The sequence below is a fragment of the Niallia sp. WK069_GA_01 genome, from assembly GCF_983173855.1.
Window position 1 is genome coordinate 1,814,372 of the sequence record NZ_OZ470138.1, and the last position, 23,538, is coordinate 1,837,909.

Genomic DNA, 23,538 nt, shown 5'->3' on the forward strand with positions numbered 1-23,538 from the left:
GTTAAGTGGAGGGAAGATGGTGAAAGTTTTAATAACAGGTGGTGCGAGTAGCTGCATTGGACCGGAATTAATAAAAATATTAGCGGAAAAACAAATACAAATCGTTGTGGCCGATGAACCGACAGAAGAAAGTAATTCATATCCTGCTTCTGTAGCAACCTATTATGGAATAGTATTAGAAAAAGATGCACTTATACATATAATGAGAAAAGAACAAATTGATTATGTGATCCATTTAAAAACGATACTAATCGGTTCGAACAGTATAAAAGATTCCTTCCATTTGTCCGAAAGAAATATTGCAACAACCATTCAAGTATTAGAAGCTTGTGCCGCCAAAAAAGTTAAAAAGATCATTTTTCCTTCCACTGTAGCTGTTTATGGACAACTGGAAGAACCGATAACAGAATCTGCTCCGTTGTATCCAAATTTATTCGCAGGGGTATCGAAAAAAATTGAAGAACAATATGTAAAAAATTATCACAGTCTTTATGGATTGCCTTATAGTATATTGCGATTTTCTACTATTTATGGACCCTTATCTACTTATAGTGGCGACAAGGCAGCTGTTTTATCGACTATTAAACCGTATATAAAAAATGAATTAGTAGTGACAACAAAAAAAGAAGAACTGAAAACAGATTTTATTTATATAAAGGATGCAGTAAGCGCTATTTTTGCAAGTTTAGAAGCTGGGGATAATGAGGTTATTAATATTGCTTCCGGAAACGCAACTTCTTTGCAAGAGATAACAGACATGATGCAAAAGATAAGCGGTCAAGCATCGGTTCCAGTGACTAAACAAGAGCAAGGAATGAATAAAAATGATGGTCCATTTTCAATAAAAAAAGCACACTATTCTTTACGATGGCACCCAAAGAGAAACTTGGAGGACGGAATAAAAGATATGATTTCCTGTGTTGTTTCTGGCGCTTTTTCCAAAAAAACTTTGTAAAGCATAAGATTTTTAGAGGATATTTTTTTAACGGGAGTAAGACCCCTCCTCAAGATTATAAGGTGTCAAGATCAGTGGGGGATGAAAAAACTACTGATGGAAGTTTACTTTATTATTTTGATTCATTGATTCTTCTTTTTTTAGAATGAAAAATAATAATTTGGTGAGAATAATAGCGAATAGAACAAAATAAACAAATTGATATGCAGCTAGTATCGTAAAACAGTTTTGTTTTGTGTGAAAGTTCCCGAAAAAACGATCCAATAAACATCGTTTTTTTCTAGTAATTAAAGAGGTGGTTATTCATGAAAACCAGATTCCTTTTATTCTCAACTATGTTTCTTTTTCTGCTATTAGCTTCTTTTTTAAGTTTGGAAAATAAGTTAAGTTATGCGAGCAGCATTCATGTAGACGAAGAACACCCTTCCAAAATAGATGTAGTGTTAAAGAGAATCTATTTGGACGGAGAAATAAGCGAAGAATGTCTAGAGGAAACGGTTTGGTCGATGGAAGATTTCTGGTCGAAATATGATAGATGGCAGCTGGAAAATATGGAAAAGAATAAGCTTGTATTTAAACAAGAAGTGGATGATATTTCCCCTTTGCTAAAAACGAACGGTTATTTTGGGATTACAGATGAAGGGATATTAACCATTTATAATGGGAAACCCGAATATTCCCATATTATTCAATCTTTTTTTCAAATAGACTTAAAAAAACTAGAGTCAACGGAGCAAAAGAATTTACAAAATGGAATCCCTATCAAAACAAAAACTCGTTATGTAAACGTATTAGAAAGCTTTAAACAGTACACAACGAAAAATCAAGCAAATTAATAATCGAGACCTCAATCAATAAGGTGTATAATGCCCGCTAAGAGTGGGAGAAAGACACTTTTTGCAAACCAGTTATAAAGAAAGCATAAAAAATCCTGTAGGGCAAAAAGACTTTATCTTTTGTCTGATAGGATTTTTTTGTATGGATTATAACATTTGCATTTCGGTAAGAACCAAGGCGCTTCTTCTTTACTTTGGATGGTAATTATATACAAATTGGTTTTTATGCTTAGCGTGCATATAAAGTCTATAAGTATTATAATACCTACAAAAAAGCTAAAAAGAGTAGAGATGCAGTAGTTTATCCTTGGAAAATAAAAGAAATGAAATTAGGCCTAAAAGATGAAAGAAATATAATGTTTAAACTTATATGAGGTGTATATTAAACATGAGAGAAACAAAATTAGATGTGGTAGAAATAACAAGATTTTGTATCAATTTTTAATGTAGAGACAAATGATGATGCATTAAAGCTTATAAAACGTATATTACGAGATAGCCTAGAAGAAAAGCTTTATAAACGAATTAGTTTTGATTGCGAAGGAGATGAGGTTATCATTAGTGTGAATAAAGCAGACCTCATGCTGAAGGTTGCTTTAATGATCAATCAGTTGGCAAAGGAAGAAATTTCTGAAACGACCAAAAAAGAAGCTGAAATGCTTCTAACTACATATAAGAGACCCAAAAAACAAAAATGGCAAAAAGGCAGTGTATTTACTGTACCAATGAAGAATAATTCATTGGTACTTGCTCAAGTGCTAGTAAAATTTAGTGCTTATTCCGTACTCTGTGCATTATATGAAAAACCATATATGGATATAACTAATGTTAAAGAAGAACTTGAATTCTCAAAACCAAAATTTATACTTACAATTTCAACTATTAATTTAGATGATTACACTTACAAAGTAATTGGAAAGTTCCTGATTTTTTGTGGAATTTCGGATGTGGAAATATCTGAAGAACTACAATATTCCACTTTTTATAGTCCTATTTTAATTGAGTTGGCGGAAGCTACTAATGGCATTTCTAGTTTTCGAGATTCTCATCAGGAAGTATTGGAATTACAAAAAACTCTCTAAAAAGCCCTTGAATAAAGGTACCATACTTTCATGTAGGACTTTGTTATATATTAATTAAAAGTATAGAACTTTTTTATGGATATTAGTTTTTCAATTTTAAAAATTATGCTGGTAAGTAAGTTATTGTAAGAAGACTTCACCAATTCCTTTAATATATCTAAGCAGGTTCTGCTGTGTTAGGTTTTGTTGGTGGTGCTAGATTTAAGGCTGCAAAAAAGGCTAACCATGCTATATACTCCATCTAAAGGAAGTAAAGTTGTTTATATAGGCAGAACGAAAAACATTGCTGCTAGAAAATCAGCAGCACATAAAAAAGTTCATAAAGATGCTAGTTTTAGATTAGAAAAAAGGAGTTTACGTTATGCCCAAGCAAGAGGTTTAGAACATAGGGTATACTTGAAAAATGGTGGGAAGAAAAATTTAAGAAATAACATTAGACCAATTAGTAAAAAAATAAAAAATACAAACACAAACACTATATGTCTGTTTCAAGAAGTTTTTATAGATAAGGAGGAAAAGATGGACAAGGAAGCAATAATTAAACAACTTAAATTGAATATTAATAGTACTAATAATTTACAAAAAATATCTGTTATTCAAGATATTTTAATTGAACTATTTAATTATGATGTTCGATTACTTGATGGAATAGTATCCGAAGTGAAAATAAAGCAACAAAAAAAAACTAAGTATTTTAAACAAATAAAAATGGGACAAATCTTCGAAATTTTTCTTGAGGATGTTCAAAAATATAATTACGGTGTTGTTATTAGTGGAGATTTAGTTCTCAATAAAAATGATGATGTTATCATTGCATATATAGATGTTTTCTCAGAAATACCTTTAGAAGTATGCGAAATATTTTCATATATTAGGAAGCATAAGTTTTTAATGATTGCTAATACCGGATACGCATCAATAATGAACTATGATTGGAAGTTGACTAGTCAATATACAGAAGTTATTCTTTCTGATAAAGAATTACAAAACATTGAATATGTTGCTTCTATGGAAGGAAAATATTACAAAAGTATAGGAATTAGTGATAGGGAGATATTTGACTGTGAAATAATTGAAGAAAAAGAGGCTAAAAAGATAGCCAATCCACTGGGGATAGTTGGAGATTTGGAAATTAAGAGAATTTTAAGAGATAAATATTATCTCTGGTCACAGTGACTACCCGAAATAGATCAAAATTTGTCGAAGTCTGATAGGTTAGAAGAATCTTAATTTGTGCTCCTGTCCTCTGTTAGGGTAGTAGTTTAACAGGAGGTATGATCCATTTTCTGTAGGAAGAGAAAAGCGAATAAATAGTAAGTGAAAAAAACGAAGGCTCCTTAAAAGAGGAGTCTTTCTTTGGGTATTAATGAATCGGGTATCTTAACTTTGAGTCACAGTAACGAGCCAAATCAAACAATACGAAAAAACCTTCCTTGTAGTGGAAGAATAAGTATGAATTAAAACAAAATAAAGCAGCCGTTAGCTTCCAAAACGGATTAACAAAGAATAATTTTGCTTATGACAGGAGCAATAACTTAAGCACCATCGACTATACAAAAGGAAGCGAAACATCGCCAGCTTTATCTTTTGGTTACACATATGACAAATCTGGCAATATTAAAACAGAAATCAGTCGAAATGGTACCGCACAATACGTTTATGATGCGAATAATCAATTAATCAAAGAAACATTGCCAAATGGTTCTACGAATGAGTTTCAATACGATAAAGTGGGTAATCGAACCAAGCTGATTCAAAATGGAACAGAAACGAATTATACGTATAATCATGGGAATCAGATTGCAACGAAAGATGGTGTTCCTTCATTTGTGTATGATGTAGATGGCAACTTAAAAACGGATGATAAGTTTCAATATGAATATAATGATCTTGGCGCTCGAACAAGCGTAACGACTTTAGCCGATAAAACGGAAGTGGCTAAATATGAGTACGATGAAGAAGGATTACGAACGAAAAAATCATTGGCACAAAAACGTATGAATATTATTATGGAAAAGAAAACCCTAGGCTAGGCCTAGGGTTCTAAAAAGCTTATAGCGTGGTATTAAAAAAACTCTTCCGAGATGCTAAAATATTTTTGGTTCGCCAACCAAAATATCAGCATACGGAGGAGTTTTTATGTCAAAAGACAATAATAGTTTAGCACACACAACATGGAATTGTAAGTACCACATAGTGTTTGCCCCGAAATATAGAAGACAAGTAATTTATGGGAAAATCAAAAAGGATATCGGGGAAATATTGCGTAGGTTATGTGAAAGAAAAGGTGTAGAGATTATCGAAGCAACAGCATGTAAAGATCATGTGCATATATTAGTAAGTATTCCACCGAAGTTAAGTGTGTCAGCATTTGTAGGATATTTAAAAGGAAAAAGTAGTTTGATGATATTCGATCGTCACGCAAATTTGAAATACAAATATGGAAACCGAAAATTTTGGTGTACGGGATATTATGTGGATACAGTTGGAAGAAACAAAAAGGTAATAGAAGAATATATACGAAATCAAATTCAAGATGATATAGTCGCAGAACAATTAACGATGATGGAATACATGGATCCATTCACAGGCGAAGAGGTAAAGAAAAAGAGACGAAAGTAAGCAGAAGGCCTTTGAGGTCTGGCCAGTAGAAGTAGTACACTTGGCGAACCATTCAGTAGCCCTTTAGGGTTTGGTCAGTAACAAAGGCTTTCAGCCGTAGAGCAAACCACCCGTTATCACGGGTGGTTTTGATTATGACGGAGAAGAGGACCATCTTGCGTTAGAAGTAACAAAAGATAATAATCAAATCCATAGATATCGCTATTACCAATGGGATAATACAGGAAAAGTAGTTGGAATGGTAATAAAAGATAAAAACCAATCCGGCACATGGCAAACGAAGACCTACTATTTCTGGACAAATCAACGTGGTGATGTAACGAGTATTGTCGATAACAAAGGTACAGAAGTAGGTTTCTATACTTATGATGCATTTGGGAATGTGTTAAGTGAAAGTGGAACGATTGCGAAAGAGAATTCGATTCGATATGCTAGTTATTATTATGATCAGGAAACCAAGCATTATTATTTAAAAGCTAGGTATTATGATCCGCAAAATGGGAATTTCTTAGCGTTAAATCCGCATCCTGGGGATGAGGATGATCCGATTTCCCAAAATGGATATATGTATGCAGGGAATAATCCGGTATTGCAGGTAGATCCAGATGGAGATTTTTTCTGGTTAACAGTTAATGTTGGTTTTGCAGCTTATGATGGTTATAAAGCATATAGAGCTGGAGGTTCAGCTGCGAAAATTGCAGGAGCTGCTGCATTAGGACTTGCTGGTGGTTCGAGATATAAAGCAGCAAAAAAAGTAGTTTCTATTGCATACCAAAGAAGAAGTGCTGTTAAAAAAGATTGGGCAGCTGAAAGAGCGATGATAGCTAGGACAGGTAAAGGAACAAGAAATTGGTCTAATAAGAGAAAACAACAAATATTAGAAAAAAGTAAAGCAAAGGGTTTCATGGACATCATATCAATAGTGTAAAGGCATATCCTCAATACGCTGCAAACCCTAACAATATTAGATTTGTTACAAGAAAAGAACATTTACGATTACACGGAGGGAACTGGAGAAACCCTACTAGAGGCAAATTTATAAGGAGGAACTAAATGTATTTGAAATTACTATTAAATCATTTGGATAAATATAAAGAGTTAGGCTATAAAAAAACTCCTTATTCGTATCAGTATAATTTAAAAAGGGAAATATTAGGTGATAAAATTTACGATCATTACATTTATAGAGGACTAAATTCAAGTGAAATAGAAAACTTAAGTTCAAAACTAGTTATTCCAAACGGATATCAAGAGTTTTTACAAGAAGTTAATGGGGTTATTTTTTTTGAAGGGGAGATATCCTTATTTGGTAGAAATCATCTTGTAAAAGGTATGTCGAGAGATGAACAAACGCAACAACCTAAAAATATTATTGAAGAAAATGAATATGCTACTTTTAATAAAGGTGAATATTTACTGATTGGTGAATCTTATGAAGAAGAAATTTATTTGATAGATAAAAAAAGCAACAATACTTTAGCTGTATCATTAAATACTCAGGAAGTCATTGGTGAGTTTTATAACTTTCCATCTTTCTTGGAATATCTGTTAAACAAATTTTTATTATAAGATAATTATATTACATCAATTTAGTCTTATTTGAGGTGACATAAAATGGAAAATATATTAGACTCTTTATTTTTTAAGATAGAAGCCTACGGAAATGAACAAATTGAAATAAGCATTGATGAACTAAATGTAATTTTTTTGACCCGTTCTGAATTCGAGGAAGGACAAACTGGATTTAGGTTTGATTTAGAGGGAAACTCATTAATTGGTGATTCAGATGGTTCATGGAAAAAGAACTGGTATGTAATAGGGTTTGAGGAAGATATAGGTGATCCTATTATTATAGATATCACTAGTGAAGATTCTCCAATTATGATTGCGGAACATGGTACTGGAGAGTGGCAACCAAAAAATAATCTCTCAAAGTTTAACGGCCTTTTTAAAGAATAAAATTTAAATTGTTTAGCCATCCAAATACGTAACTTTGGATGGCTTTTTAATAATTTTTCATTATTGATTTTGAAATGCAATTTAAATAAATTTGAAGATTTTAACAAATGTAACTTATAATATATAGTAGATATAGATTGGAGGAGTTGTAATGAAGAAAGTATTATGGGAGAGAAAAATGTTAAAAAATTCGGATGGCATATGGACGTTATACTAGCAAAAGAATACGATAATATTCATGCCAATTATCATACAAACGGGGTAAAAGAGAATTTTAATCATATGGATTTCCAAATTGTCCTTAGTATAGATCCAGAAGTGGCTAATAATATATTTTTCACATTAGTTGATGAAATTAATAAAGGGGGGATTTTGAGGAAGGGAAAATATATTCACAAATAATTGAGGGTTATAATGTGACATTTAAAAAGTTTAAGGAACTAGATAGGTATGTGCTAAGATTACTTTTGCCTGATGAAAATGGAATTCTTCCAATTGAAAGTAATTGCGATAAATACTACAAAGCTCAATTAGATGTTTTTTGAATTTAAAAAGTTAACTGTAAACAGTCACTTTATTTCCTCTCAAAAACTATTATTTTTTTAAAATTCCTCCAGAAAGTTCCTTATACTTATCTGATTTAATATGCTAAATTTTTTTCAGATTAGTGAGAGAGGGTTTTTATGATTATTTTTCATGATTTTGGTATTGATTTGATAGGGGTTATTGCTTGTGCAGCTGCATTTGGTGGTTTAGCGTTTTACTTCCCTATGGTTGGTGCAGTACTAGACTTAGGCTGTGTTATAGCATTTAATGCAGGTTGTTCTACTTCTATTCATTAGTTATAAGTAAAAAACAGGCTTATGCCTGTTTTTTTTTCAATAAAGACTTCAAAAGCATTATATAAATAAGTGAAATCAATATATAACACAATAAATAATACAAAGAAAATTTGTCAATATCATTTTTTATTATTGTACGTATAGAAAAAAAAGCTAGTGATAGTGATAATAAAACAGTTCGGCAAACTATTATCATTTTTTTTAAATAAGTTAACATTTTATCATCCCAAATTATTTTATTGTTATTATATATAAATACCAAATTACTTACAATAAAACATATTATGAATGGCAAAGAAGATGAAATATTAATATTTCCAAATAAAATCGGTATAGAAAGTGCTCCTAAAGGTCCTATAGAAAAAGCTGTATAGGATTGAATTGTTGTTTTATTTGTCGGATGAGCAGTTTTAATTTCTTCACTATATTCAGATTGTATAGCAGTTGCTATACTTTTGGGAGAAAGATAGTCTTTTAATACTTCCTGTGGAATATCCTCATCTTTTTTTCCTTGTTTCGATAGTTCTATTGCATTTGCATATAGATCTGACTCTATTTCAGAAATATGCTGTTCCCTTAATTCAAAAGGTAAGCTGATTAGATTTTTGCTTAAATCATTGAGAAAAGATTTAATAAGACTGTTTGAAAAAAATAAATTTTTATCCATGATTGTTATTTTTACGTTCCCTTCTGTTCAAAGTAGTTAAAGCTTTGTAGACAACTTCATAGTCCTTTAAACGATTATGCAAAATTTCATTCCCCTCATTTGTAATTTGATAATATTTTCTTTTTGGTCCATCTTGTGACTCTTCCCAATAAGTAATCGCCCAATTTTTTTTAGTTATTCTACTCAATATTGGATAGATAGTTCCAGAAGGGATAGAAAATATTGGTATTTTTTTTAGAGCGTTGGTTATTTCATATCCATACATAGATTTTTGACTTATAAGGGAAAGAATTGCTATTTCGAAAACACCTTTACGTAACTGAATTATCCAATTATCATTATTTTCCATATTTTTTATTATAAATTAACCATCACTATATTTCAATCAAATATAGTGGGATTTAATTTACAAATGCGTGGTCTAATTCCACCGTCTTTAGACGGTATAAGCTTTTAGCCTTGCCGTTCGATGTCCATACTAAAAAGGTGAGGTGAAAGTATGGACGGATATCGAAAAAATGGTCATGCAGTGTATGATATTAAATTTCATGTGATATGGGTAACGAAATACAGAGATAAGGTATTATATGGTCCGATTGCCGTAAGAACACGAGAATTAATCAGGCAAGGATGTGAAGCAAGAGGAATCACCATCTTGCAAGGAAGTGTTGGAAAAGATCACATCCATTTATTATTATCCTGTCCACTGAGCATGGCCCCAAGTAAAATCATGCAGTACCTAAAAGGGAGATCATCAAGGCTTCTTCAAGATCAGTTCCCTGAGTTAAAAAAGAAATATTGGGGTCAACACTTATGGGCAAGGGGCTATTTTTGTGCCACTGTAGGAACAGTGGATGAAGAAACGATAAGAAATTATATTGCTAACCAATTTAATGAAGGAAAGAACGATATATTCAGGATTGAAGAATGAGTTTAGTCATGGTGAGTATGCTTTAGCTTAAGGTCTTTCCGAAAACTTCAGTCTTAGTTTACGACTTTAGTCGTCGACATTTATGTCCAAATCCACCTACTTTAGTAGGTGGTCGTTTAAGTACGATCCCGATGGAAACTTAACGAATGATGATCATTTTAATTATGAATATAATGATCTTGGTGCTCAAACAAGCGTAACGACTTTAGCCGCTAAAACGGAAGTAGCAAAATATGAGTACGATGAAGAAGGCTTACGAACGAAAAAAATCATTGGCACAAAAACGTATGAGTATTACTACGATGGCGAAGAGGATAATCTTGCGTTAGAAGTAACAAAAGATAATAAATACCTCTGGTCACAGTGACTACCCGAAATAGATCAAAATTTGTCGAAGTCTGTTAGATTAGAAGAATAACGAATAAATAGCAAGTGGAAAAAACAAAGGCTCCTTAAAACAGGAGTCTTTCTTTGACTATACAAAAGGAAGCGAAACATCGCCAGCTTTATCTTTTAATTACACATATGATAAATCTGGCAATATTAAAACAGAAACCAGTCGAAATGGTACCGCATAATACGTTTATGATGTAAATAATCAATTAATCAAAGAAACATTGTCTAACCGTTCTACGAATGAGTTTCAATACAATAAAGTGGGCAATCGAACTAAGCTGATTCAAAATGGCACAGAAACGAATTATACGTATAATGATGGGAATCAGAATGCAACGAAAAATGGTGCTTCTTCATTTAAGTATGATCCAGATGGCAACGTAACGAATGATGATCATTTTAATTATGAATATAATGATCTTGTTGCTCAAACAAGCGTAACGACTTTAGCCGATAAAACGGAAGTGGCTAAATATGAGTACGATGAAGGAGGATTACGAACGAAAAAAATCATTGGCACCAAAACATATGAATATTATTATGACGGAGAAGAGGACAATCTTGCGTTAGAAGTAACAAAAGAGAATAATCAAATCCAAAGATATCGCTATTACCAATGGAACGATGCTGGAAAAGTAGTCGGAATGGTCGTCAAAGATAAAAATGGATCTGGAGCATGGCAAACGAAGACCTACTATTTCTGGACAAATCAACGTGGTGATGAGGATGATTCCTTAACTCAAAATGGATATACTTATGTTAGTAATAATCCAGTTAGGTATGTCGATCCTGATGAGGACTATATACAATTAATTGTATATGGTGGGATTGCGGCATATAGGGGATATAAGCTTTATAAGGGATATAAGACATAAAAAAAATTAAAAATGTCACAAAAATTACTAAAGCAGCGAAAGGAACAGGGTCGTATAACATTAAATTTGGAAATGGTTATAGATATATTGGGAAAGGGATGCTTAAAAGATCAAAAGTATTTGCGAAATCTAGAGAAAAAAAGGGAGAGGAATAAAATCTATTGTATGGAGACCTTCTAATAGCCATAGAGAAGCTTTTAAAAATGAGTATCTTGATATGAGAAAATATAAGTTTAAAAAGGGTGGAAAATTGTATAATAAAATTCACAGTCCAGGAAGAAAATATTATTGGCAAGATCATGGGAGATAGATATTAGAAAGGAGAATTTGTTATTGAAGAATAAGATAATAAAAAGTGGATCGTCTATCTATATATCTAATGAAAATTTGGAAGAGTGCCTTTATTATATAAAAGATCATTCTATAAAAAATATTATAGTTAGTGATCAATATTATACAGGTGATAATTTAGATTTTTTACTTCAATGCAAAAAGATTGAAACAATTGGTATTGATGCAGGTCTTTTAAAAAATATAGATGGTATATATAACTTAGATAACTTGAAAGAATTGTCAATGATTGAGAACGATAATAAAATTCCCATACAATTAGAACAATTTCCTCATCTAGAAATATTAAGATTGGAATGGATCCCTAAAATGAGGGGATTATCTTCTTTAAAATCATTAGAAAGGTTAGAGTTATATGGGTACAAACCAGAAAAAAAGAATTTAACTGAACTATCTGATTTACGACAATTAAAGCAACTTGTTTTAACACAGGGAAATATAAGTTCATTACATGGAATAGGCAATTTGATAAATTTGCGAGAATTACAGTTAAATTATATTCGTGCTTTAAAAGATGTAAAAGATATAAAGAGCCTTAAGTATATTAGAAAGTTAGAGATAGAATCGTGTAAAAATATTCGGAATATTTCAGAGTGCAGATATTTGAACAACTTGGAAACCCTGGATCTATTTAAGTGCGGAGATATTGAAACAATTGATTTTGTACAGAATATGGAAAACTTATCTGAATTTTTCTTTAAAGAGACAAATATTATAGATGGAAATCTGAATGCTTGTAAAAACATTAAAAGTGTTTCTTTTACAAATAAAAAACATTATTCGCATAAGGAAAAAGATTTTGAAGTTATATCATAATATAATTTCTTTACTTATATAAAGGAAGTGTGTTAAATGAAGTTTCCAAACGATGAAGATGGACAAGTGTTAAAAGAACTTTACCAATTTGGCTTGGATTTTAGTATATCGCATTTAGTTGATTTCTTTATCAGTATTCCGAATCAAGGTTACCTGGTCACAGTGACTACCCGAAATAGATCAAAATTTGTCGAAGTCTGATAGATTAGAAGAATAACGAATAAATAGCAAGTGGAAAAAACAAAGGCTCCTTAAAACAGGAGTCTTTCTTTGACTATACAAAAGGAAGCGAAACACCGCCAGCCTTATCTTTTGGTTACACCTATGACAAAGCTGGCAATATTAAAACAGAAACCAGTCGAAATGGTACCGCATAATACGTTTATGATGCGAATAATCAATTAATCAAAGAAACATTGCCAAATGGTTCTACGAATGAGTATCAATACGATAAAGTGGGTAATCGAAATGATAATGAAAGGGTTATCATTTTATTGTTTGCTTATTTTGAGGATTTATCTTTTATTTTCTGATGTTTATCCTCTTTTTTTTGATTTATCCACTTTTTTTCCTAGTTTCTCGATTATTCGACAAAATTCGCTCTTTTTCCCTGTTTTTGGATACCTGGTCACAGTGACGACCTGAAATATATCAAAATTTGTCGAAGTTTGATAGGCTAGAAGAATTTTAATTTCTGCGCCAGTACTATGTTAGGGTAGTAGTTTAATATGAGGCAGGATCCATATGCTGTAAAAGAAGAATAACGAATAAATAGCAAGTGGAAAAAACGAAGGCTCTTGAAAACAGGAGTCTTTCTTTGACTATACAAAAGGAAGCGAAACATCGCCAGCCTTATCTAGAATTTTTGGTTTTTGAGCAACCTTTTAAGAATGTTAAAGTGTGGAAGGGTTATTTTTATATTGTATATGCCTTTCCCCGCCTTGTTCTACGCTTCTTCTATTCGTTAAATTACTTTACGATATAACAGATATTGTGGGTGGCGAAATTAGAATGATATACCGGATAAATTGAGTTCTTGCCATTCGAATGAATAGACCATTAATAGAAAGGATAGCTTTGTGGCATTTAGGTATTTGGTGAAATATGTAGCGGACTAGTAAAACAAAAAGGGATAGAAGTAGATGCCTTCTTTTAGGGAAAAGTTCCTGAAAGAGGGACCTTTGTATGAGTTTGGAAGGATAGTTAGTCATCTTTATTGGCAGATTTAATTATTATTTTCGCTCTTTTTTTACTTGATCTAATACTTTTTGGGCATTTAAATGGAGTGCTTCACATAATTTATGGAATGTTGTGCCAACGATCGGTCTTTTATTTTTAACTTCAATATCTCGAATATGATTGGTGCTTATGCAACATGTTCGGCGAGATTTTCTATTGTTAGGTTTTTCACTTGTCTTGCTTGATTTTTCTCACTATTTATGATAAGAATGTTTTCTAATGATTCTTACTATCTCATCAAATGTAATTTTTCCCACTACGAAATTTACTGTTAAATCCGCTGCATCTTTTTCGTTCATTACACAAACATGTCCGTTGATGAATAAAAAATATGCCATACATGCAAATGCTGTTCTCTTATTTGCATTGTGGAATACATGATTTTTGGCAAGTGATTCAAATAAGGCCACAGCTTTTTCAAATATATCTTTATATAAGGATTCCCCAAACATAGTTTGAAAAGGGCGATTGATAGCACTATCTAACAAGTTTGGGTCTTTTACACCAATTATTTCTCCATTACTATATTTTTTTATTAGATTCTTATTGATTTTTGTTGCGATTTCAGCAGAAATATACTTCATCTTTCTACCAAATCCCTAAAGGTTTTGTCATATAATCGAAAAATAACATCTAATGCCTCTTGGTCAACTTCTTTTTCTAAATGAACATCTTGTTCTTTTGGAACCTTTTCTTCATTATTTTCATGATTACTCATTTTATCGCCCCATCATTACGAAATGTTAATTACTCTCTACCCTCAGTATAGCAAACAAAGAGGGGAATTGAAAATTCTTACTCGGGAGTAAAAATTGATGGAGTAGGTGGAGTATGGGGTCAGGTCCCTCAAAAGGACGTTTGTCTTTTGAGAGAGGACGAGCTTAGGGAGAGAACTGTCTTTCTGTTATAGCCTGATGGTTTCTTCTTTTTATTAAAGTAAAAATAAAAAGAAGGATTTTAATGTTTTTTGTAGAAAATATGTAGTGTTGTTGTTTATTCACTATGATTTCTCTGTTATAGTCCGTTTGATCCTCAGAAATTTTCCATTTCTATTTACTTTTCCCTGTAAAATGAGGTATTCATTCATCGTCATTTAAAATTCGTGTTCGTAATGATTGGAGGTAATACGTTGCCAAGAAAAAGGCGTATCTGGTTTCCAGGAGCCAGATTTCACATTACTAGTCGAGGGATTCGAAGGACTTCTTTATTTCGTGATGAGGAAGACGCGAGAGAATATCTTAGACTTTAAGAAGAGATGAAATGTTTAAAACCATTTGTTCTTCCATCTTATTGTCTTATGACAAACCACATCCATCTCCAAATAGAGACCATTCACCATCCAACTGGATCGATTATGAAATATCTCCACTCTCAATATGCCACTTACTTTAATAAAAAATATCATTTTACCGGTCATGTTTTTGAAAGTCGTTATGGTTCGGAATTAATTACTTCTTTGGAGTATGAGTTAAAAGTAAATAGATATATCCATCTAAATCCAATTCGAGTAAAAGTGGTTGCGGTTTTAGAGGATTATAAGTGGAGTAGTTATTTCTATATATATTCGTCCTCAAAAGGACCATTTAGTTAGTCCGGAAAGAATTCTCACTTATTTTCCTAAACCTCAAGTGGAAAATTATCTGAATTTTTTACATGCTAAAGAAAAAGATACGAATGTATAACCAAGCATTGTCTTACAACACAGGATGGAGAAAAGTAAATCTGCCAAAATATTTGTTTCAGAAGAAAGAAATAAAAAACGAGGAGAAATATAATGGTTATAAAAATAATGAATATTGGCTTAAAAGGGGTAGTTTATCACTATCTACAATGAAATGAAGAACAACCGTCACCCATTCTTTCACCGATGCGTCCAGCAAACCAACAATCACAAAAATGTCTATTCCCTCAAGCGTTTGCACCTCCACTTGCACACGATAATCTTCTTAGCAGGGCAGCAACTTCTCCCTGTTCATTTTCCAAAAAAATCATTAGAGAAAGAAATAACGTATGATAAAGATTTTTCTCCTATTATTGGACATGAGTTTGCCAAACTGGCATTAAAAATAGCAGCAGCGGAAGAACATCATGTTTTTATGACTGGTCCACCTGGTTGTGGAAAAAGCACTTTTTGAGCCAAGAGAACATGTTTCTTCGGGGTTATCAAGGCACTTTTTCTTTTCATTGAATATTATGAAAATGATTTTGGTGGGTCGATTTTCTTTATTATATGATAAAATAAGCAATAGGATTTAAAAGGGGAGCGAAACAAATTTGTATGAGTATATAAAAGGTAAAATAGATTTTGTTAGTCCAGAATACATAGTAATTGAGAATAATGGAATTGGCTATCAAATAAAGACGCCAAATCCCTTTTCTTTTTCTACCTTAGATAATAAAGAGATCGTTGTGTTTACATATCATTATGTAAGAGAAGATATAATCAGCTTGTATGGTTTTCGATCAAGAGAGGAGAAAGCGTTGTTTACAAAGCTGCTGAATGTCTCTGGAATTGGTCCGAAGGGTGCGCTTGCTATATTGGCATCAGGAGAGCCAGTGCAAGTAATAACCGCCATAGAGAATGAAGATGAAGCCTTTTTAGTAAAATTTCCTGGTGTGGGGAAAAAAACAGCCCGGCAAATGATTCTTGATTTAAAAGGCAAACTTCCGGATATACTGCCAGATTTCTTTCCAAATCTTTTCACTGCAGAAGAAGTGGAACAAAAGCAAAATCGCACTGCATTATTAGATGAAGCACTGCTGGCATTATCAGCGCTTGGGTATTCAGACAAAGAAATTAAAAAGATTACACCAAGTTTAAAGAAAGAACAGCTTACAACAGATCAATATATTAAATTGGCTTTACAATTACTTTTGAAATAAAACGTAAATTAGTAGACAATCATTCGTTTTATTTAAATCTTTGGATGGGAGGGAAAAAGTGATATGGAAGAGCGAATTATTTCTGGTGAGGCAGATGGGCAGGATACATCTTTTGAACAAAGCTTACGACCAGTTCTTTTAAAGGAATATATTGGACAGGATAAAGTAAAACAAAATCTAGAAATATTTATAGAAGCTGCAAGACAGCGAGCAGAATCCTTGGACCATGTCCTTTTATATGGCCCTCCAGGTCTAGGGAAAACAACATTAGCTGCTATTATTGCCAATGAAATGGGTGTTAATATTCGTACGACGGCAGGTCCCGCAATAGAGCGGCCTGGCGATTTGGCTGCAATATTAACAGCATTAGAACCAGGAGATGTTCTTTTTATTGATGAAATTCATCGACTGCCTAGATCGATTGAAGAGGTGCTGTATCCAGCAATGGAGGACTTTTGTTTAGATATCGTGATTGGTAAAGGGCCAGAGGCACGATCTGTGCGCATTGATTTACCTCCATTTACACTGGTTGGTGCAACAACTCGAGCTGGTTCCATTTCTGCCCCTTTACGAGATCGATTCGGTGTTTTAAGCAGACTAGAGTATTATAAGGAAGAGCAGTTAAAAGATATTGTGGAGCGAACAGCAGAAGTGCTGCAAACAGACATAAATAAGGATGCAGCATGGGAAATTGCCAGACGGTCCAGAGGCACACCGAGAATAGCCAATCGACTTTTGCGAAGAGTGCGGGATTTCGCACAGGTTAAAGGAGATGGCAGCATAACAAAAGAAATTTCCCATCTATCTTTAGAACTATTGCAAGTAGACCGTTTAGGTTTGGATCATATTGACCATAAATTATTAATGGGGATGATTCATAAATTTAAAGGCGGTCCTGTTGGCCTAGAAACAATAGCAGCGACAATTGGAGAAGAAGCACATACGATTGAAGATGTGTACGAACCATACCTACTGCAAATTGGTTTTATACAAAGAACTCCTAGAGGAAGGGTTGTTACCCATCTTGTATATGATCATTTTCAGTTAAATGAACCAGAAGAATAACAAGAAAAAGAAAACAGGTGACAAAATTGAAAGTAGAATTATTTGATTTTCATCTGCCGGAAGAACTAATTGCTCAAACTCCATTAGAGGATAGAACGAGCAGCAGGCTGATGGTAGTAAACAAAACAACAGGAAATATAAACAATCATACATTTAAAGATATTATTGACTTTATAAACCCGGGAGATTGTCTCGTTTTAAATGATACGAGAGTACTTCCAGCAAGGCTCCATGGGGAAAAAGAAGATACTGGAGCTCATATTGAAGTCCTTCTGTTAAAGCAGCAGGAAGGAGATCAATGGGAGACATTAGTAAAGCCCGCAAAACGAGTGAAAACTGGTACGGTCATTTCCTTTGGGGATGGTAAATTAAAAGCGGTTTGTGTAAAAGAATTAGAACATGGTGGCAGAATTCTTGATTTTCAATATGATGGAATCTTTTATGAAATATTAGAGGAACTTGGCGAAATGCCGTTGCCTCCATATATAAAAGAAGTGCTAGACGATCAAGACAGATATCAAACCGTTTATGCGAAAGAAAGAGGCTCTGCTGCTGCACCAACGGCGGGTTTGCATTTTACCGAAGAGCTATTAGAGGCATTAAAAGCAAAGGGTGTCCATATTGCTTTTATTACCCTTCATGTTGGTTTAGGTACATTTCGACCAGTAAGCGTGGAGGACGTGGATCATCATGAAATGCATGCTGAATTTTACCAAATAACAGCTGGTACGGCTTCGTTGTTGAATACAGTTAAGGAAAAGGGAGGCAGAATTATTTCTGTAGGCACCACTTCCACGAGAACATTAGAAACGATTGCGACTGCTAATAATGGAAGATTTGAAGCAAGCAGTGGGTGGACAAGTATTTTTATTTATCCAGGTTATGAATTTAAAGGAATTGATGGAATGATTACTAACTTCCATCTCCCAAAATCCACACTTATTATGCTAGTAAGCGCACTAGCCGGCAGAGAAAATATTCTGCATGCATACGAAACAGCAGTAAACGAAAGATATCGCTTCTTTAGCTTTGGGGATGCAATGTTCATACAATAAAGCCAACATAGCACATGAAAAGAAGCAAATTTCTTACGTTTCTAAGCAGAGAGTAGCCTGTATACACGAAGACTCCCGTGGGAATGCGAGAAAGACGAGAAGATAGCAGCGCAGCGAGGAGGCTCAGGCGTAGACCCATGGAAAGCGAAGTGATTCCGGCTGTGGACTCATTGAGCGTGTAAGCAACCCTTTTTTTTAGGGTAGCCTAATGAAAAGATGATAACTAAAGGAGAACAATAAATTGACAGCAATTCGTTACGAATTTATTAAAACATGTAAACAAACAGGAGCAAGATTAGGAATCGTACATACCCCCCACGGCTCCTTTGAAACACCAGCATTTATGCCAGTTGGAACATTGGCAACTGTAAAAACAATGGCACCAGAAGACTTAAAAACAATGGGCGCTAATATCATTCTAAGCAACACCTATCATCTATGGCTCCGACCAGGACACGAAATTGTAAAAGAAGCAGGCGGCCTTCATAAATTTATGAACTGGGACAAAGCCATTTTAACAGACTCAGGCGGATTCCAAGTCTTCAGCTTAAGCGACTTTCGTAAAATTGAAGAAGAAGGCGTACACTTCCGAAACCATTTAAATGGCGACAAGCTATTTCTGTCACCTGAAAAAGCAATGGATATCCAAAATGCATTAGGCTCAGATATTATGATGGCATTTGATGAGTGTCCACCATATCCAGCCGAATATGAGTATATGAAAAGATCGGTCGAAAGAACATCCAGATGGGCAGAACGCTGTTTAAAAGCACATAATAGACCACAAGACCAAGGCTTGTTTGGCATTATTCAAGGTGGAGAATATGAAGAGCTAAGAAAACAGAGTGCAAGAGATTTAGTTTCTTTAGATTTCCCAGGGTATGCTGTTGGAGGTTTATCAGTTGGAGAACCAAAAGATGTAATGAATCGTGTATTAGAATTTACGACACCGTTAATGCCAGATAACAAACCACGTTATCTAATGGGTGTTGGTTCACCAGATTCATTGATTGATGGTGCTATTCGCGGCATTGATATGTTTGATTGTGTACTGCCGACCCGAATTGCAAGAAATGGAACATGCATGACGAGCGAAGGCAGACTTGTCGTGAAAAATGCTAAATATGCAAGAGACTTTAGCCCATTAGATCCAAATTGTGACTGCTATACTTGCAAAAATTACAGCCGTGCATACATTCGTCATCTTATACGATGTGACGAAACATTCGGAATTCGACTTACATCTTACCATAATCTTTATTTTCTGTTAAACTTAATGGTGAATGTTCGTCAAGCGATCCGTGAAGATCGCTTAGGTGACTTCAAAGAAGAATTTTTTGAACGTTATGGATTTAATAAACCGAACGCTAAAAACTTCTAAATAGAGAACATTTTGAAAGGAGGGGAAATATATGCAACAAATTATGGGTTTACTTCCATTTATTTTAATGTTTGTCCTATTTTACTTTTTGTTAATTCGTCCACAGCAAAAACGCCAAAAAGCGGTGAGACAAATGCAAAGTGATTTGAAAAAAGGGGACAAGGTTGTAACAATCGGTGGTCTTCATGGCACTGTTGATGCAATTGATGATGGTACAGTCGTAATCAAATGCGGCGATGGAAGCCGTCTCACTTTCGATCGTAATGCCGTTCGTGATGTGACACCGTCTTCAAGTCCTGTTTTAGATAAGGCATAATAATTAAAACGTAGAAAAAGCAGCAGGTATCCCTTGCTGTTCAGACTAATTAAAAACGTTTGCTCTCTTCGTCACTTCCCGTTTTTTGCGGTGCTCATTACCCAATAACGGTAACTCCGCTCCTCAAAAAGGGTCGTTCCTCGATAGACAAACGTTTTCAATCAATCTGAAATTTTACAGTCACATTTTTCTGCACACTAAGCAGCAAGTATCCCTTGCTGCTTTTCTTATTCAAAAAAAGCTTAAGCTGTACTCCCTTTTGAAAGGTTTACTCCTAAAATACCGCCCATCATGCATATTAATGTATAGCAAATATGGTAGATAAACTGTTCTGCTGTAAAGAGCTGATCCAACCCTAAATAAGTGAATAAAAACACAATAAGAGAATAAATCAATCCCGTTAATCCGCCAAGAAACCAGCCTTTTTGCCTTCCTTTTCCACCTGAGATAAATCCCCCGGAAAATAAAGTAATAAAAGATACAGCCGTAATAATGTATTGTAAAGAAGATTCCTGTAGGGATGTAAATCTTAATAGTAAGGAAAAAACAATACTGCTTGTGATTAAAAGAATAAAAATGGAAATTAAGCCATACAAAACGGCGCTTCCAACATGTTTGCTTTCTTCGATTTTAAACCTCTCCCTTCAAAGCTTTATGTCTGTTTAAATTTACATTCTAGTACAAGCATATTCATCATCTTAAAAAATAGAATCAATAAAATAAATAACTTTTATTTATGTAGAAGTGCGTGTTCAAAAAGGACCAAGAAGTTCGAGGCGGCTTTACTTTGAGCATCGGCCTTCCACGGGATGTGGTGACTTCAACGTTGCTCACAGAACGTGAGCGATTTTAGTTGAAGAACCTCTAGTTGATACGTGAGAAGCGGAAAAGTGAAGCCAACGAAGAAATTCGACGTGTCATTTTTACCGGACTTTTTGAACAACCTCTAGAAGAGAATTTAATAAAAATAAGGAACATCCAATAGGACAGAGTAACTGCTAATGGACGTTCCTTATTTCCTTTCTGGTAAAGTGGTCAACTAAGCTTCTATAAAAAACGAGAACCAACCCATGGAATTTTTTGTAGATCTTCTTTTTTAATTAATTTTAAGACAAACAAAAGCAGAAGATAAATAATGCTTATGAAACAAGCCAACATCATCACTTTTATCGGCAAGGACCAGAAGGAAATCAATTTTGTTAACTTTGTCCCAATATAGCCAGTAATAAAGATAACAACAATCATTTTTATGTAATCACGCACATAGATGGAAAAGCTAATTGTTTTGATTACTGTGACAAAATGAAGCATGGTTACAAGTACAAATCCAACAATTAAAGCAATGGCAACCCCGTAAATTCCAAATTCAGAACGGCTTGCTAAAAAGAAGATAACAGCGGTTTTCACTGCGGCTCCAATAAAACTATTAATCATTGCAGCCCTGGCTAGATTAAGTGCTTGAAGTGTCGCCTGAAGTGGACCTTGATAATAATTTAAAATAAAAAAAGGCGCCATTAGCTGAATAAAAGTGGTCCCTCTTGAGCTATGATACATAACAGACATGAGCGGTTCAGCGAGTACATATAAAACAACTACTGCAAGACCTCCTGTCATAAAAGTAAATCGAAGCGCCTGCTGCAATAAATATTCAATTTTTTTATACTGATTATTTGCGTTTGCTTCACTGATTGCAGGCACAAGAGAAGTGGAAAGGGACTGAGTAAAAAAAGATGGCAGCATGAGAAGCGGAAGAGCAAATCCTGTTAAGACACCATATTGTTTTGTTGCATTAACGGCTGTTAAACCGGCAATCGATAAACTATGCGCCACAACAATTGGTTCAATAAACCAGGCTATGCTGCCAATCATTCTGCTTCCTGTTGTCGGCAGAGCCACTTGCATTAATTCTTTAAAAGTACTCTTTCCGCCGCGAACATAGCGGAAGAATTTTTTTCGTAATGGAAACGTTTTTTTCCATTTAAAGGACGCTAATAAAAACAGCAAGGATGCTAACTCGCCTAGTACAGATGCTAACATAGCACCCGCAGCAGCATATTCAATACCAAACGGCAAAAACGCTTTTGTTAAGGTAGCAATAAGCGTGATGCGAACAACTTGTTCAATGACCTGTGATGTAGCGGCAGGCCGCATGTTTTGACGTCCTTGGAAATACCCTCTTAAAACCGAAGAAACTGCAATAACCGGAATAATGGGAGTGATGGCTACCAGCGGCTGCAATGTTCTCGGATCGGTAAATAAAGTGTTGGATAAATAGGGTGTTAATAGGAATAAAGCAGGGGTAAACAAAATAGTAAGCGTTAATGTTGTCGCTAAAGAAACAACCAATATCGATTTAACTTTTTGGTTATTTCCTTCTGCCTCTGCTTCTGCAACATTTTTGGATATGGCAACAGGTAGTCCAAGTTGGATAATGGTTACAACTAGAATAAGTGTAGGGTATACCATCATATATAAACCAACGCCATCTTCCCCAATAAATCTTGCAATAACGATGCGATTAATAAATCCTAATACTCTTGTAATCAATCCTGCTACTAATAAAATCATCGTTCCTTTTAAAAACTTAGACATTTAATTCCCTGCCTTCTCAAATTGCAAATAATACTATACAATTAACTATATGCAAAACAATGGACAAAGCATGACAAGGAATCATGATTTTTTGTAGCTTTATAATCCCTAATGGAAATAAAATAGTAAATTTTTTAATGAACACAATCGTTTGTACACTTTTCAGATTGTTAAAAAAATGGATCTTTTTCGTTTCTCTAAATGGTTCGGTTGTTTTTACTCTAGCGAAAAACGTGGAAAGTGAACATTTTTTGACAGTTTGATTAAATGAAAAGGGAGCTGTTTTAAGCATGGTATCAGCGCATGTATATGATCATTATCGACAGAAGGTACAGCCTGCGTTAAAAAGTAAATTAGAAGAATTTCATTTACTGGGATATGATACAATCACTGAAGAGGAATTATGGGGTTACTTAACAAAGAAAAAATGGAAAAAAGCTTCAGGAAGCAGTAGAATGTTTATATTAGTGCAAGATATCTTAAATGTGAAAATTGGAGAATATATGAATTTCGCTACAATGGAAGCATATAAGGCAGATGATTTTTTCACCGTTTTATCGGAAGAAGAAAAAAAGGAATTATTGAAGTAATATTATTTTATGATATTTTTTTGAACAAATTGACAGCCAACTTAATCTGTTTCATAATGAGTTTATTCTATTAACAAAAAAGGAC

The 23,538-nt window shown here is 33.9% G+C and carries 30 protein-coding genes and 2 pseudogenes; 25 read left to right on the plus strand and 7 right to left on the minus strand.

All coding sequences use genetic code 11. The annotated features are described in order from the left end of the window. Window positions 1-16 precede the first annotated feature (16 nt). The 11 genes and pseudogenes from AC5LWL_RS08500 (at window position 17) to AC5LWL_RS08550 (ending at window position 8,296) form a co-directional block, all read left to right on the plus strand. Window positions 17-955 (plus strand): NAD-dependent epimerase/dehydratase family protein, encoded by a 939-nt coding sequence (locus AC5LWL_RS08500; protein WP_493433906.1) that lies wholly within the window; start codon window positions 17-19, stop codon window positions 953-955. 305 nt (window positions 956-1,260) lie between these two features. Then, window positions 1,261-1,791, plus strand: coding sequence for a BofC C-terminal domain-containing protein (locus AC5LWL_RS08505; protein WP_493433907.1), 531 nt, complete (start codon window positions 1,261-1,263; stop codon window positions 1,789-1,791). Between the two features lie 563 nt (window positions 1,792-2,354). After that, the gene (locus AC5LWL_RS08510; RefSeq protein ID WP_493433908.1) at window positions 2,355-2,873 is read left to right on the plus strand and encodes a hypothetical protein; all 519 of its coding nucleotides are present in this window, start codon (window positions 2,355-2,357) and stop codon (window positions 2,871-2,873) included. A 189-nt stretch (window positions 2,874-3,062) separates the two neighbouring features. Beyond that, window positions 3,063-4,049: a hypothetical protein gene (locus AC5LWL_RS08515; RefSeq protein WP_493433909.1), complete on the plus strand. Its 987-nt coding sequence runs from the start codon at window positions 3,063-3,065 to the stop codon at window positions 4,047-4,049. A 308-nt stretch (window positions 4,050-4,357) separates the two neighbouring features. Further along, window positions 4,358-4,906, plus strand: a pseudogene (locus tag AC5LWL_RS08520) (hypothetical protein); the annotation flags it as partial. A 106-nt stretch (window positions 4,907-5,012) separates the two neighbouring features. Continuing rightward, window positions 5,013-5,495, plus strand: coding sequence for an IS200/IS605 family transposase (gene tnpA / locus AC5LWL_RS08525; protein WP_493433910.1), 483 nt, complete (start codon window positions 5,013-5,015; stop codon window positions 5,493-5,495). Between the two features lie 238 nt (window positions 5,496-5,733). Next, window positions 5,734-6,548: pseudogene (locus AC5LWL_RS08530) on the plus strand (RHS repeat-associated core domain-containing protein). Then, a complete protein-coding gene (locus AC5LWL_RS08535) occupies window positions 6,549-7,064 on the plus strand; it encodes a hypothetical protein (protein ID WP_493433911.1) in 516 nt (171 codons plus the stop codon). A gap of 45 nt (window positions 7,065-7,109) precedes the next feature. Continuing rightward, entirely contained in the window at window positions 7,110-7,454 is a 345-nt protein-coding gene (locus AC5LWL_RS08540; RefSeq protein WP_493433912.1) for a hypothetical protein, read from the plus strand. A gap of 165 nt (window positions 7,455-7,619) precedes the next feature. Beyond that, window positions 7,620-7,856, plus strand: a complete 237-nt coding sequence (locus AC5LWL_RS08545; protein WP_493433913.1) for a hypothetical protein — start codon at window positions 7,620-7,622, stop codon at window positions 7,854-7,856. A gap of 281 nt (window positions 7,857-8,137) precedes the next feature. Beyond that, a complete protein-coding gene (locus tag AC5LWL_RS08550; protein WP_493433914.1) occupies window positions 8,138-8,296 on the plus strand; it encodes a hypothetical protein in 159 nt (52 codons plus the stop codon). A 19-nt stretch (window positions 8,297-8,315) separates the two neighbouring features. On the opposite strand, the gene AC5LWL_RS08555 is transcribed toward AC5LWL_RS08550, so the two are convergent. Continuing rightward, on the minus strand, window positions 8,316-8,963 hold the full coding sequence (locus AC5LWL_RS08555; protein WP_493433915.1) for a hypothetical protein: 648 nt from the start codon (window positions 8,961-8,963) through the stop codon (window positions 8,316-8,318). Further along, window positions 8,956-9,312 carry a PadR family transcriptional regulator gene (locus AC5LWL_RS08560; protein ID WP_493433916.1) on the minus strand — a complete coding sequence of 119 codons (357 nt, stop codon included), beginning with the start codon at window positions 9,310-9,312 and terminating at the stop codon, window positions 8,956-8,958. The genes AC5LWL_RS08555 and AC5LWL_RS08560 overlap by 8 nt, the downstream gene beginning before the upstream one ends. A 150-nt stretch (window positions 9,313-9,462) precedes the next feature. Here AC5LWL_RS08560 and tnpA (AC5LWL_RS08565) point away from each other — a divergent pair, with 150 nt between their 5' ends. The 6 genes from tnpA (AC5LWL_RS08565) to AC5LWL_RS08590 all read left to right on the plus strand — a co-directional run bounded on the left by tnpA (AC5LWL_RS08565) (window position 9,463) and on the right by AC5LWL_RS08590 (window position 12,737). Further along, entirely contained in the window at window positions 9,463-9,894 is a 432-nt protein-coding gene (gene tnpA / locus AC5LWL_RS08565) for an IS200/IS605 family transposase (protein WP_493433917.1), read from the plus strand. 82 nt (window positions 9,895-9,976) lie between these two features. Continuing rightward, a complete protein-coding gene (locus AC5LWL_RS08570) occupies window positions 9,977-10,261 on the plus strand; it encodes a hypothetical protein (protein ID WP_493433918.1) in 285 nt (94 codons plus the stop codon). Between the two features lie 104 nt (window positions 10,262-10,365). Continuing rightward, the gene (locus AC5LWL_RS08575; RefSeq protein WP_493433919.1) at window positions 10,366-10,488 is read left to right on the plus strand and encodes a hypothetical protein; all 123 of its coding nucleotides are present in this window, start codon (window positions 10,366-10,368) and stop codon (window positions 10,486-10,488) included. Between the two features lie 62 nt (window positions 10,489-10,550). Continuing rightward, entirely contained in the window at window positions 10,551-11,165 is a 615-nt protein-coding gene (locus AC5LWL_RS08580; protein WP_493433920.1) for a hypothetical protein, read from the plus strand. A gap of 333 nt (window positions 11,166-11,498) precedes the next feature. Then, window positions 11,499-12,332, plus strand: coding sequence for a leucine-rich repeat domain-containing protein (locus AC5LWL_RS08585; protein WP_493433921.1), 834 nt, complete (start codon window positions 11,499-11,501; stop codon window positions 12,330-12,332). A gap of 270 nt (window positions 12,333-12,602) precedes the next feature. Beyond that, complete coding sequence (locus AC5LWL_RS08590) at window positions 12,603-12,737, plus strand: hypothetical protein (protein WP_493433922.1); 135 nt, start codon at window positions 12,603-12,605, stop codon at window positions 12,735-12,737. A gap of 1,028 nt (window positions 12,738-13,765) precedes the next feature. Here AC5LWL_RS08590 and AC5LWL_RS08595 read toward each other — a convergent pair. Further along, window positions 13,766-14,155 (minus strand): type II toxin-antitoxin system death-on-curing family toxin, encoded by a 390-nt coding sequence (locus AC5LWL_RS08595; protein ID WP_493433923.1) that lies wholly within the window; start codon window positions 14,153-14,155, stop codon window positions 13,766-13,768. After that, on the minus strand, window positions 14,152-14,289 hold the full coding sequence (locus tag AC5LWL_RS08600) for a hypothetical protein (protein ID WP_493433924.1): 138 nt from the start codon (window positions 14,287-14,289) through the stop codon (window positions 14,152-14,154). The genes AC5LWL_RS08595 and AC5LWL_RS08600 overlap by 4 nt, the downstream gene beginning before the upstream one ends. A 537-nt stretch (window positions 14,290-14,826) precedes the next feature. Here AC5LWL_RS08600 and AC5LWL_RS08605 point away from each other — a divergent pair. Next, window positions 14,827-15,162 (plus strand): transposase, encoded by a 336-nt coding sequence (locus AC5LWL_RS08605; RefSeq protein ID WP_493433925.1) that lies wholly within the window; start codon window positions 14,827-14,829, stop codon window positions 15,160-15,162. A 187-nt stretch (window positions 15,163-15,349) separates the two neighbouring features. Here AC5LWL_RS08605 and AC5LWL_RS08610 read toward each other — a convergent pair whose 3' ends face one another. Then, complete coding sequence (locus AC5LWL_RS08610; RefSeq protein ID WP_493433926.1) at window positions 15,350-15,505, minus strand: hypothetical protein; 156 nt, start codon at window positions 15,503-15,505, stop codon at window positions 15,350-15,352. Between AC5LWL_RS08610 and AC5LWL_RS08615 the strand changes: the two genes are divergently transcribed. The 6 genes from AC5LWL_RS08615 to yajC all read left to right on the plus strand — a co-directional run bounded on the left by AC5LWL_RS08615 (window position 15,500) and on the right by yajC (window position 20,271). After that, complete coding sequence (locus tag AC5LWL_RS08615) at window positions 15,500-15,706, plus strand: ATP-binding protein (protein WP_493433927.1); 207 nt, start codon at window positions 15,500-15,502, stop codon at window positions 15,704-15,706. The two genes, AC5LWL_RS08610 and AC5LWL_RS08615, sit on opposite strands and share 6 nt — an antisense overlap. Before the next feature lie 139 nt (window positions 15,707-15,845). Further along, window positions 15,846-16,454, plus strand: coding sequence for a Holliday junction branch migration protein RuvA (ruvA, locus tag AC5LWL_RS08620; protein ID WP_493433928.1), 609 nt, complete (start codon window positions 15,846-15,848; stop codon window positions 16,452-16,454). A gap of 63 nt (window positions 16,455-16,517) precedes the next feature. Then, complete coding sequence (gene ruvB / locus AC5LWL_RS08625; RefSeq protein WP_493433929.1) at window positions 16,518-17,519, plus strand: Holliday junction branch migration DNA helicase RuvB; 1,002 nt, start codon at window positions 16,518-16,520, stop codon at window positions 17,517-17,519. Between the two features lie 26 nt (window positions 17,520-17,545). Then, window positions 17,546-18,574 carry a tRNA preQ1(34) S-adenosylmethionine ribosyltransferase-isomerase QueA gene (gene queA / locus AC5LWL_RS08630; RefSeq protein WP_493433930.1) on the plus strand — a complete coding sequence of 343 codons (1,029 nt, stop codon included), beginning with the start codon at window positions 17,546-17,548 and terminating at the stop codon, window positions 18,572-18,574. A gap of 241 nt (window positions 18,575-18,815) precedes the next feature. After that, window positions 18,816-19,955, plus strand: a complete 1,140-nt coding sequence (gene tgt / locus AC5LWL_RS08635) for a tRNA guanosine(34) transglycosylase Tgt (protein ID WP_493433931.1) — start codon at window positions 18,816-18,818, stop codon at window positions 19,953-19,955. Window positions 19,956-19,986: 31 nt separating this feature from the next. Next, the gene (gene yajC / locus AC5LWL_RS08640) at window positions 19,987-20,271 is read left to right on the plus strand and encodes a preprotein translocase subunit YajC (RefSeq protein WP_493433932.1); all 285 of its coding nucleotides are present in this window, start codon (window positions 19,987-19,989) and stop codon (window positions 20,269-20,271) included. A gap of 242 nt (window positions 20,272-20,513) precedes the next feature. Here yajC and AC5LWL_RS08645 read toward each other — a convergent pair whose 3' ends face one another. After that, complete coding sequence (locus AC5LWL_RS08645; protein ID WP_493433933.1) at window positions 20,514-20,867, minus strand: TIGR04086 family membrane protein; 354 nt, start codon at window positions 20,865-20,867, stop codon at window positions 20,514-20,516. Window positions 20,868-21,318: 451 nt separating this feature from the next. Beyond that, window positions 21,319-22,863 (minus strand): stage V sporulation protein B, encoded by a 1,545-nt coding sequence (spoVB, locus tag AC5LWL_RS08650; protein WP_493433934.1) that lies wholly within the window; start codon window positions 22,861-22,863, stop codon window positions 21,319-21,321. 290 nt (window positions 22,864-23,153) lie between these two features. Between spoVB and AC5LWL_RS08655 the strand changes: the two genes are divergently transcribed. After that, a complete protein-coding gene (locus tag AC5LWL_RS08655; RefSeq protein WP_493433935.1) occupies window positions 23,154-23,453 on the plus strand; it encodes a post-transcriptional regulator in 300 nt (99 codons plus the stop codon). Window positions 23,454-23,538: the final 85 nt, after the last annotated feature.

Excerpts from the sequence above, each read along its gene's own strand:
- AC5LWL_RS08500 (WP_493433906.1), top strand. The coding sequence starts at position 17 with ATGGTGAAAGTTTTAATAACAGGTGGTGCGAGTAGCTGCATTGGACCG.
- AC5LWL_RS08505 (WP_493433907.1), top strand. The coding sequence starts at position 1,261 with ATGAAAACCAGATTCCTTTTATTCTCAACTATGTTTCTTTTTCTGCTA.
- tnpA (WP_493433910.1), top strand. The coding sequence starts at position 5,013 with ATGTCAAAAGACAATAATAGTTTAGCACACACAACATGGAATTGTAAG.
- AC5LWL_RS08535 (WP_493433911.1), top strand. The coding sequence starts at position 6,549 with ATGTATTTGAAATTACTATTAAATCATTTGGATAAATATAAAGAGTTA.
- AC5LWL_RS08540 (WP_493433912.1), top strand. The coding sequence starts at position 7,110 with ATGGAAAATATATTAGACTCTTTATTTTTTAAGATAGAAGCCTACGGA.
- AC5LWL_RS08545 (WP_493433913.1), top strand. The coding sequence starts at position 7,620 with ATGGGAGAGAAAAATGTTAAAAAATTCGGATGGCATATGGACGTTATA.
- AC5LWL_RS08550 (WP_493433914.1), top strand. The coding sequence starts at position 8,138 with ATGATTATTTTTCATGATTTTGGTATTGATTTGATAGGGGTTATTGCT.
- AC5LWL_RS08555 (WP_493433915.1), bottom strand. The coding sequence starts at position 8,963 with ATGGATAAAAATTTATTTTTTTCAAACAGTCTTATTAAATCTTTTCTC.
- AC5LWL_RS08560 (WP_493433916.1), bottom strand. The coding sequence starts at position 9,312 with ATGGAAAATAATGATAATTGGATAATTCAGTTACGTAAAGGTGTTTTC.
- tnpA (WP_493433917.1), top strand. The coding sequence starts at position 9,463 with ATGGACGGATATCGAAAAAATGGTCATGCAGTGTATGATATTAAATTT.
- AC5LWL_RS08570 (WP_493433918.1), top strand. The coding sequence starts at position 9,977 with ATGTCCAAATCCACCTACTTTAGTAGGTGGTCGTTTAAGTACGATCCC.
- AC5LWL_RS08595 (WP_493433923.1), bottom strand. The coding sequence starts at position 14,155 with ATGAAGTATATTTCTGCTGAAATCGCAACAAAAATCAATAAGAATCTA.
- AC5LWL_RS08600 (WP_493433924.1), bottom strand. The coding sequence starts at position 14,289 with ATGAGTAATCATGAAAATAATGAAGAAAAGGTTCCAAAAGAACAAGAT.
- AC5LWL_RS08605 (WP_493433925.1), top strand. The coding sequence starts at position 14,827 with ATGAAATGTTTAAAACCATTTGTTCTTCCATCTTATTGTCTTATGACA.
- ruvB (WP_493433929.1), top strand. The coding sequence starts at position 16,518 with ATGGAAGAGCGAATTATTTCTGGTGAGGCAGATGGGCAGGATACATCT.
- yajC (WP_493433932.1), top strand. The coding sequence starts at position 19,987 with ATGCAACAAATTATGGGTTTACTTCCATTTATTTTAATGTTTGTCCTA.
- spoVB (WP_493433934.1), bottom strand. The coding sequence starts at position 22,863 with ATGTCTAAGTTTTTAAAAGGAACGATGATTTTATTAGTAGCAGGATTG.
- AC5LWL_RS08655 (WP_493433935.1), top strand. The coding sequence starts at position 23,154 with ATGGTATCAGCGCATGTATATGATCATTATCGACAGAAGGTACAGCCT.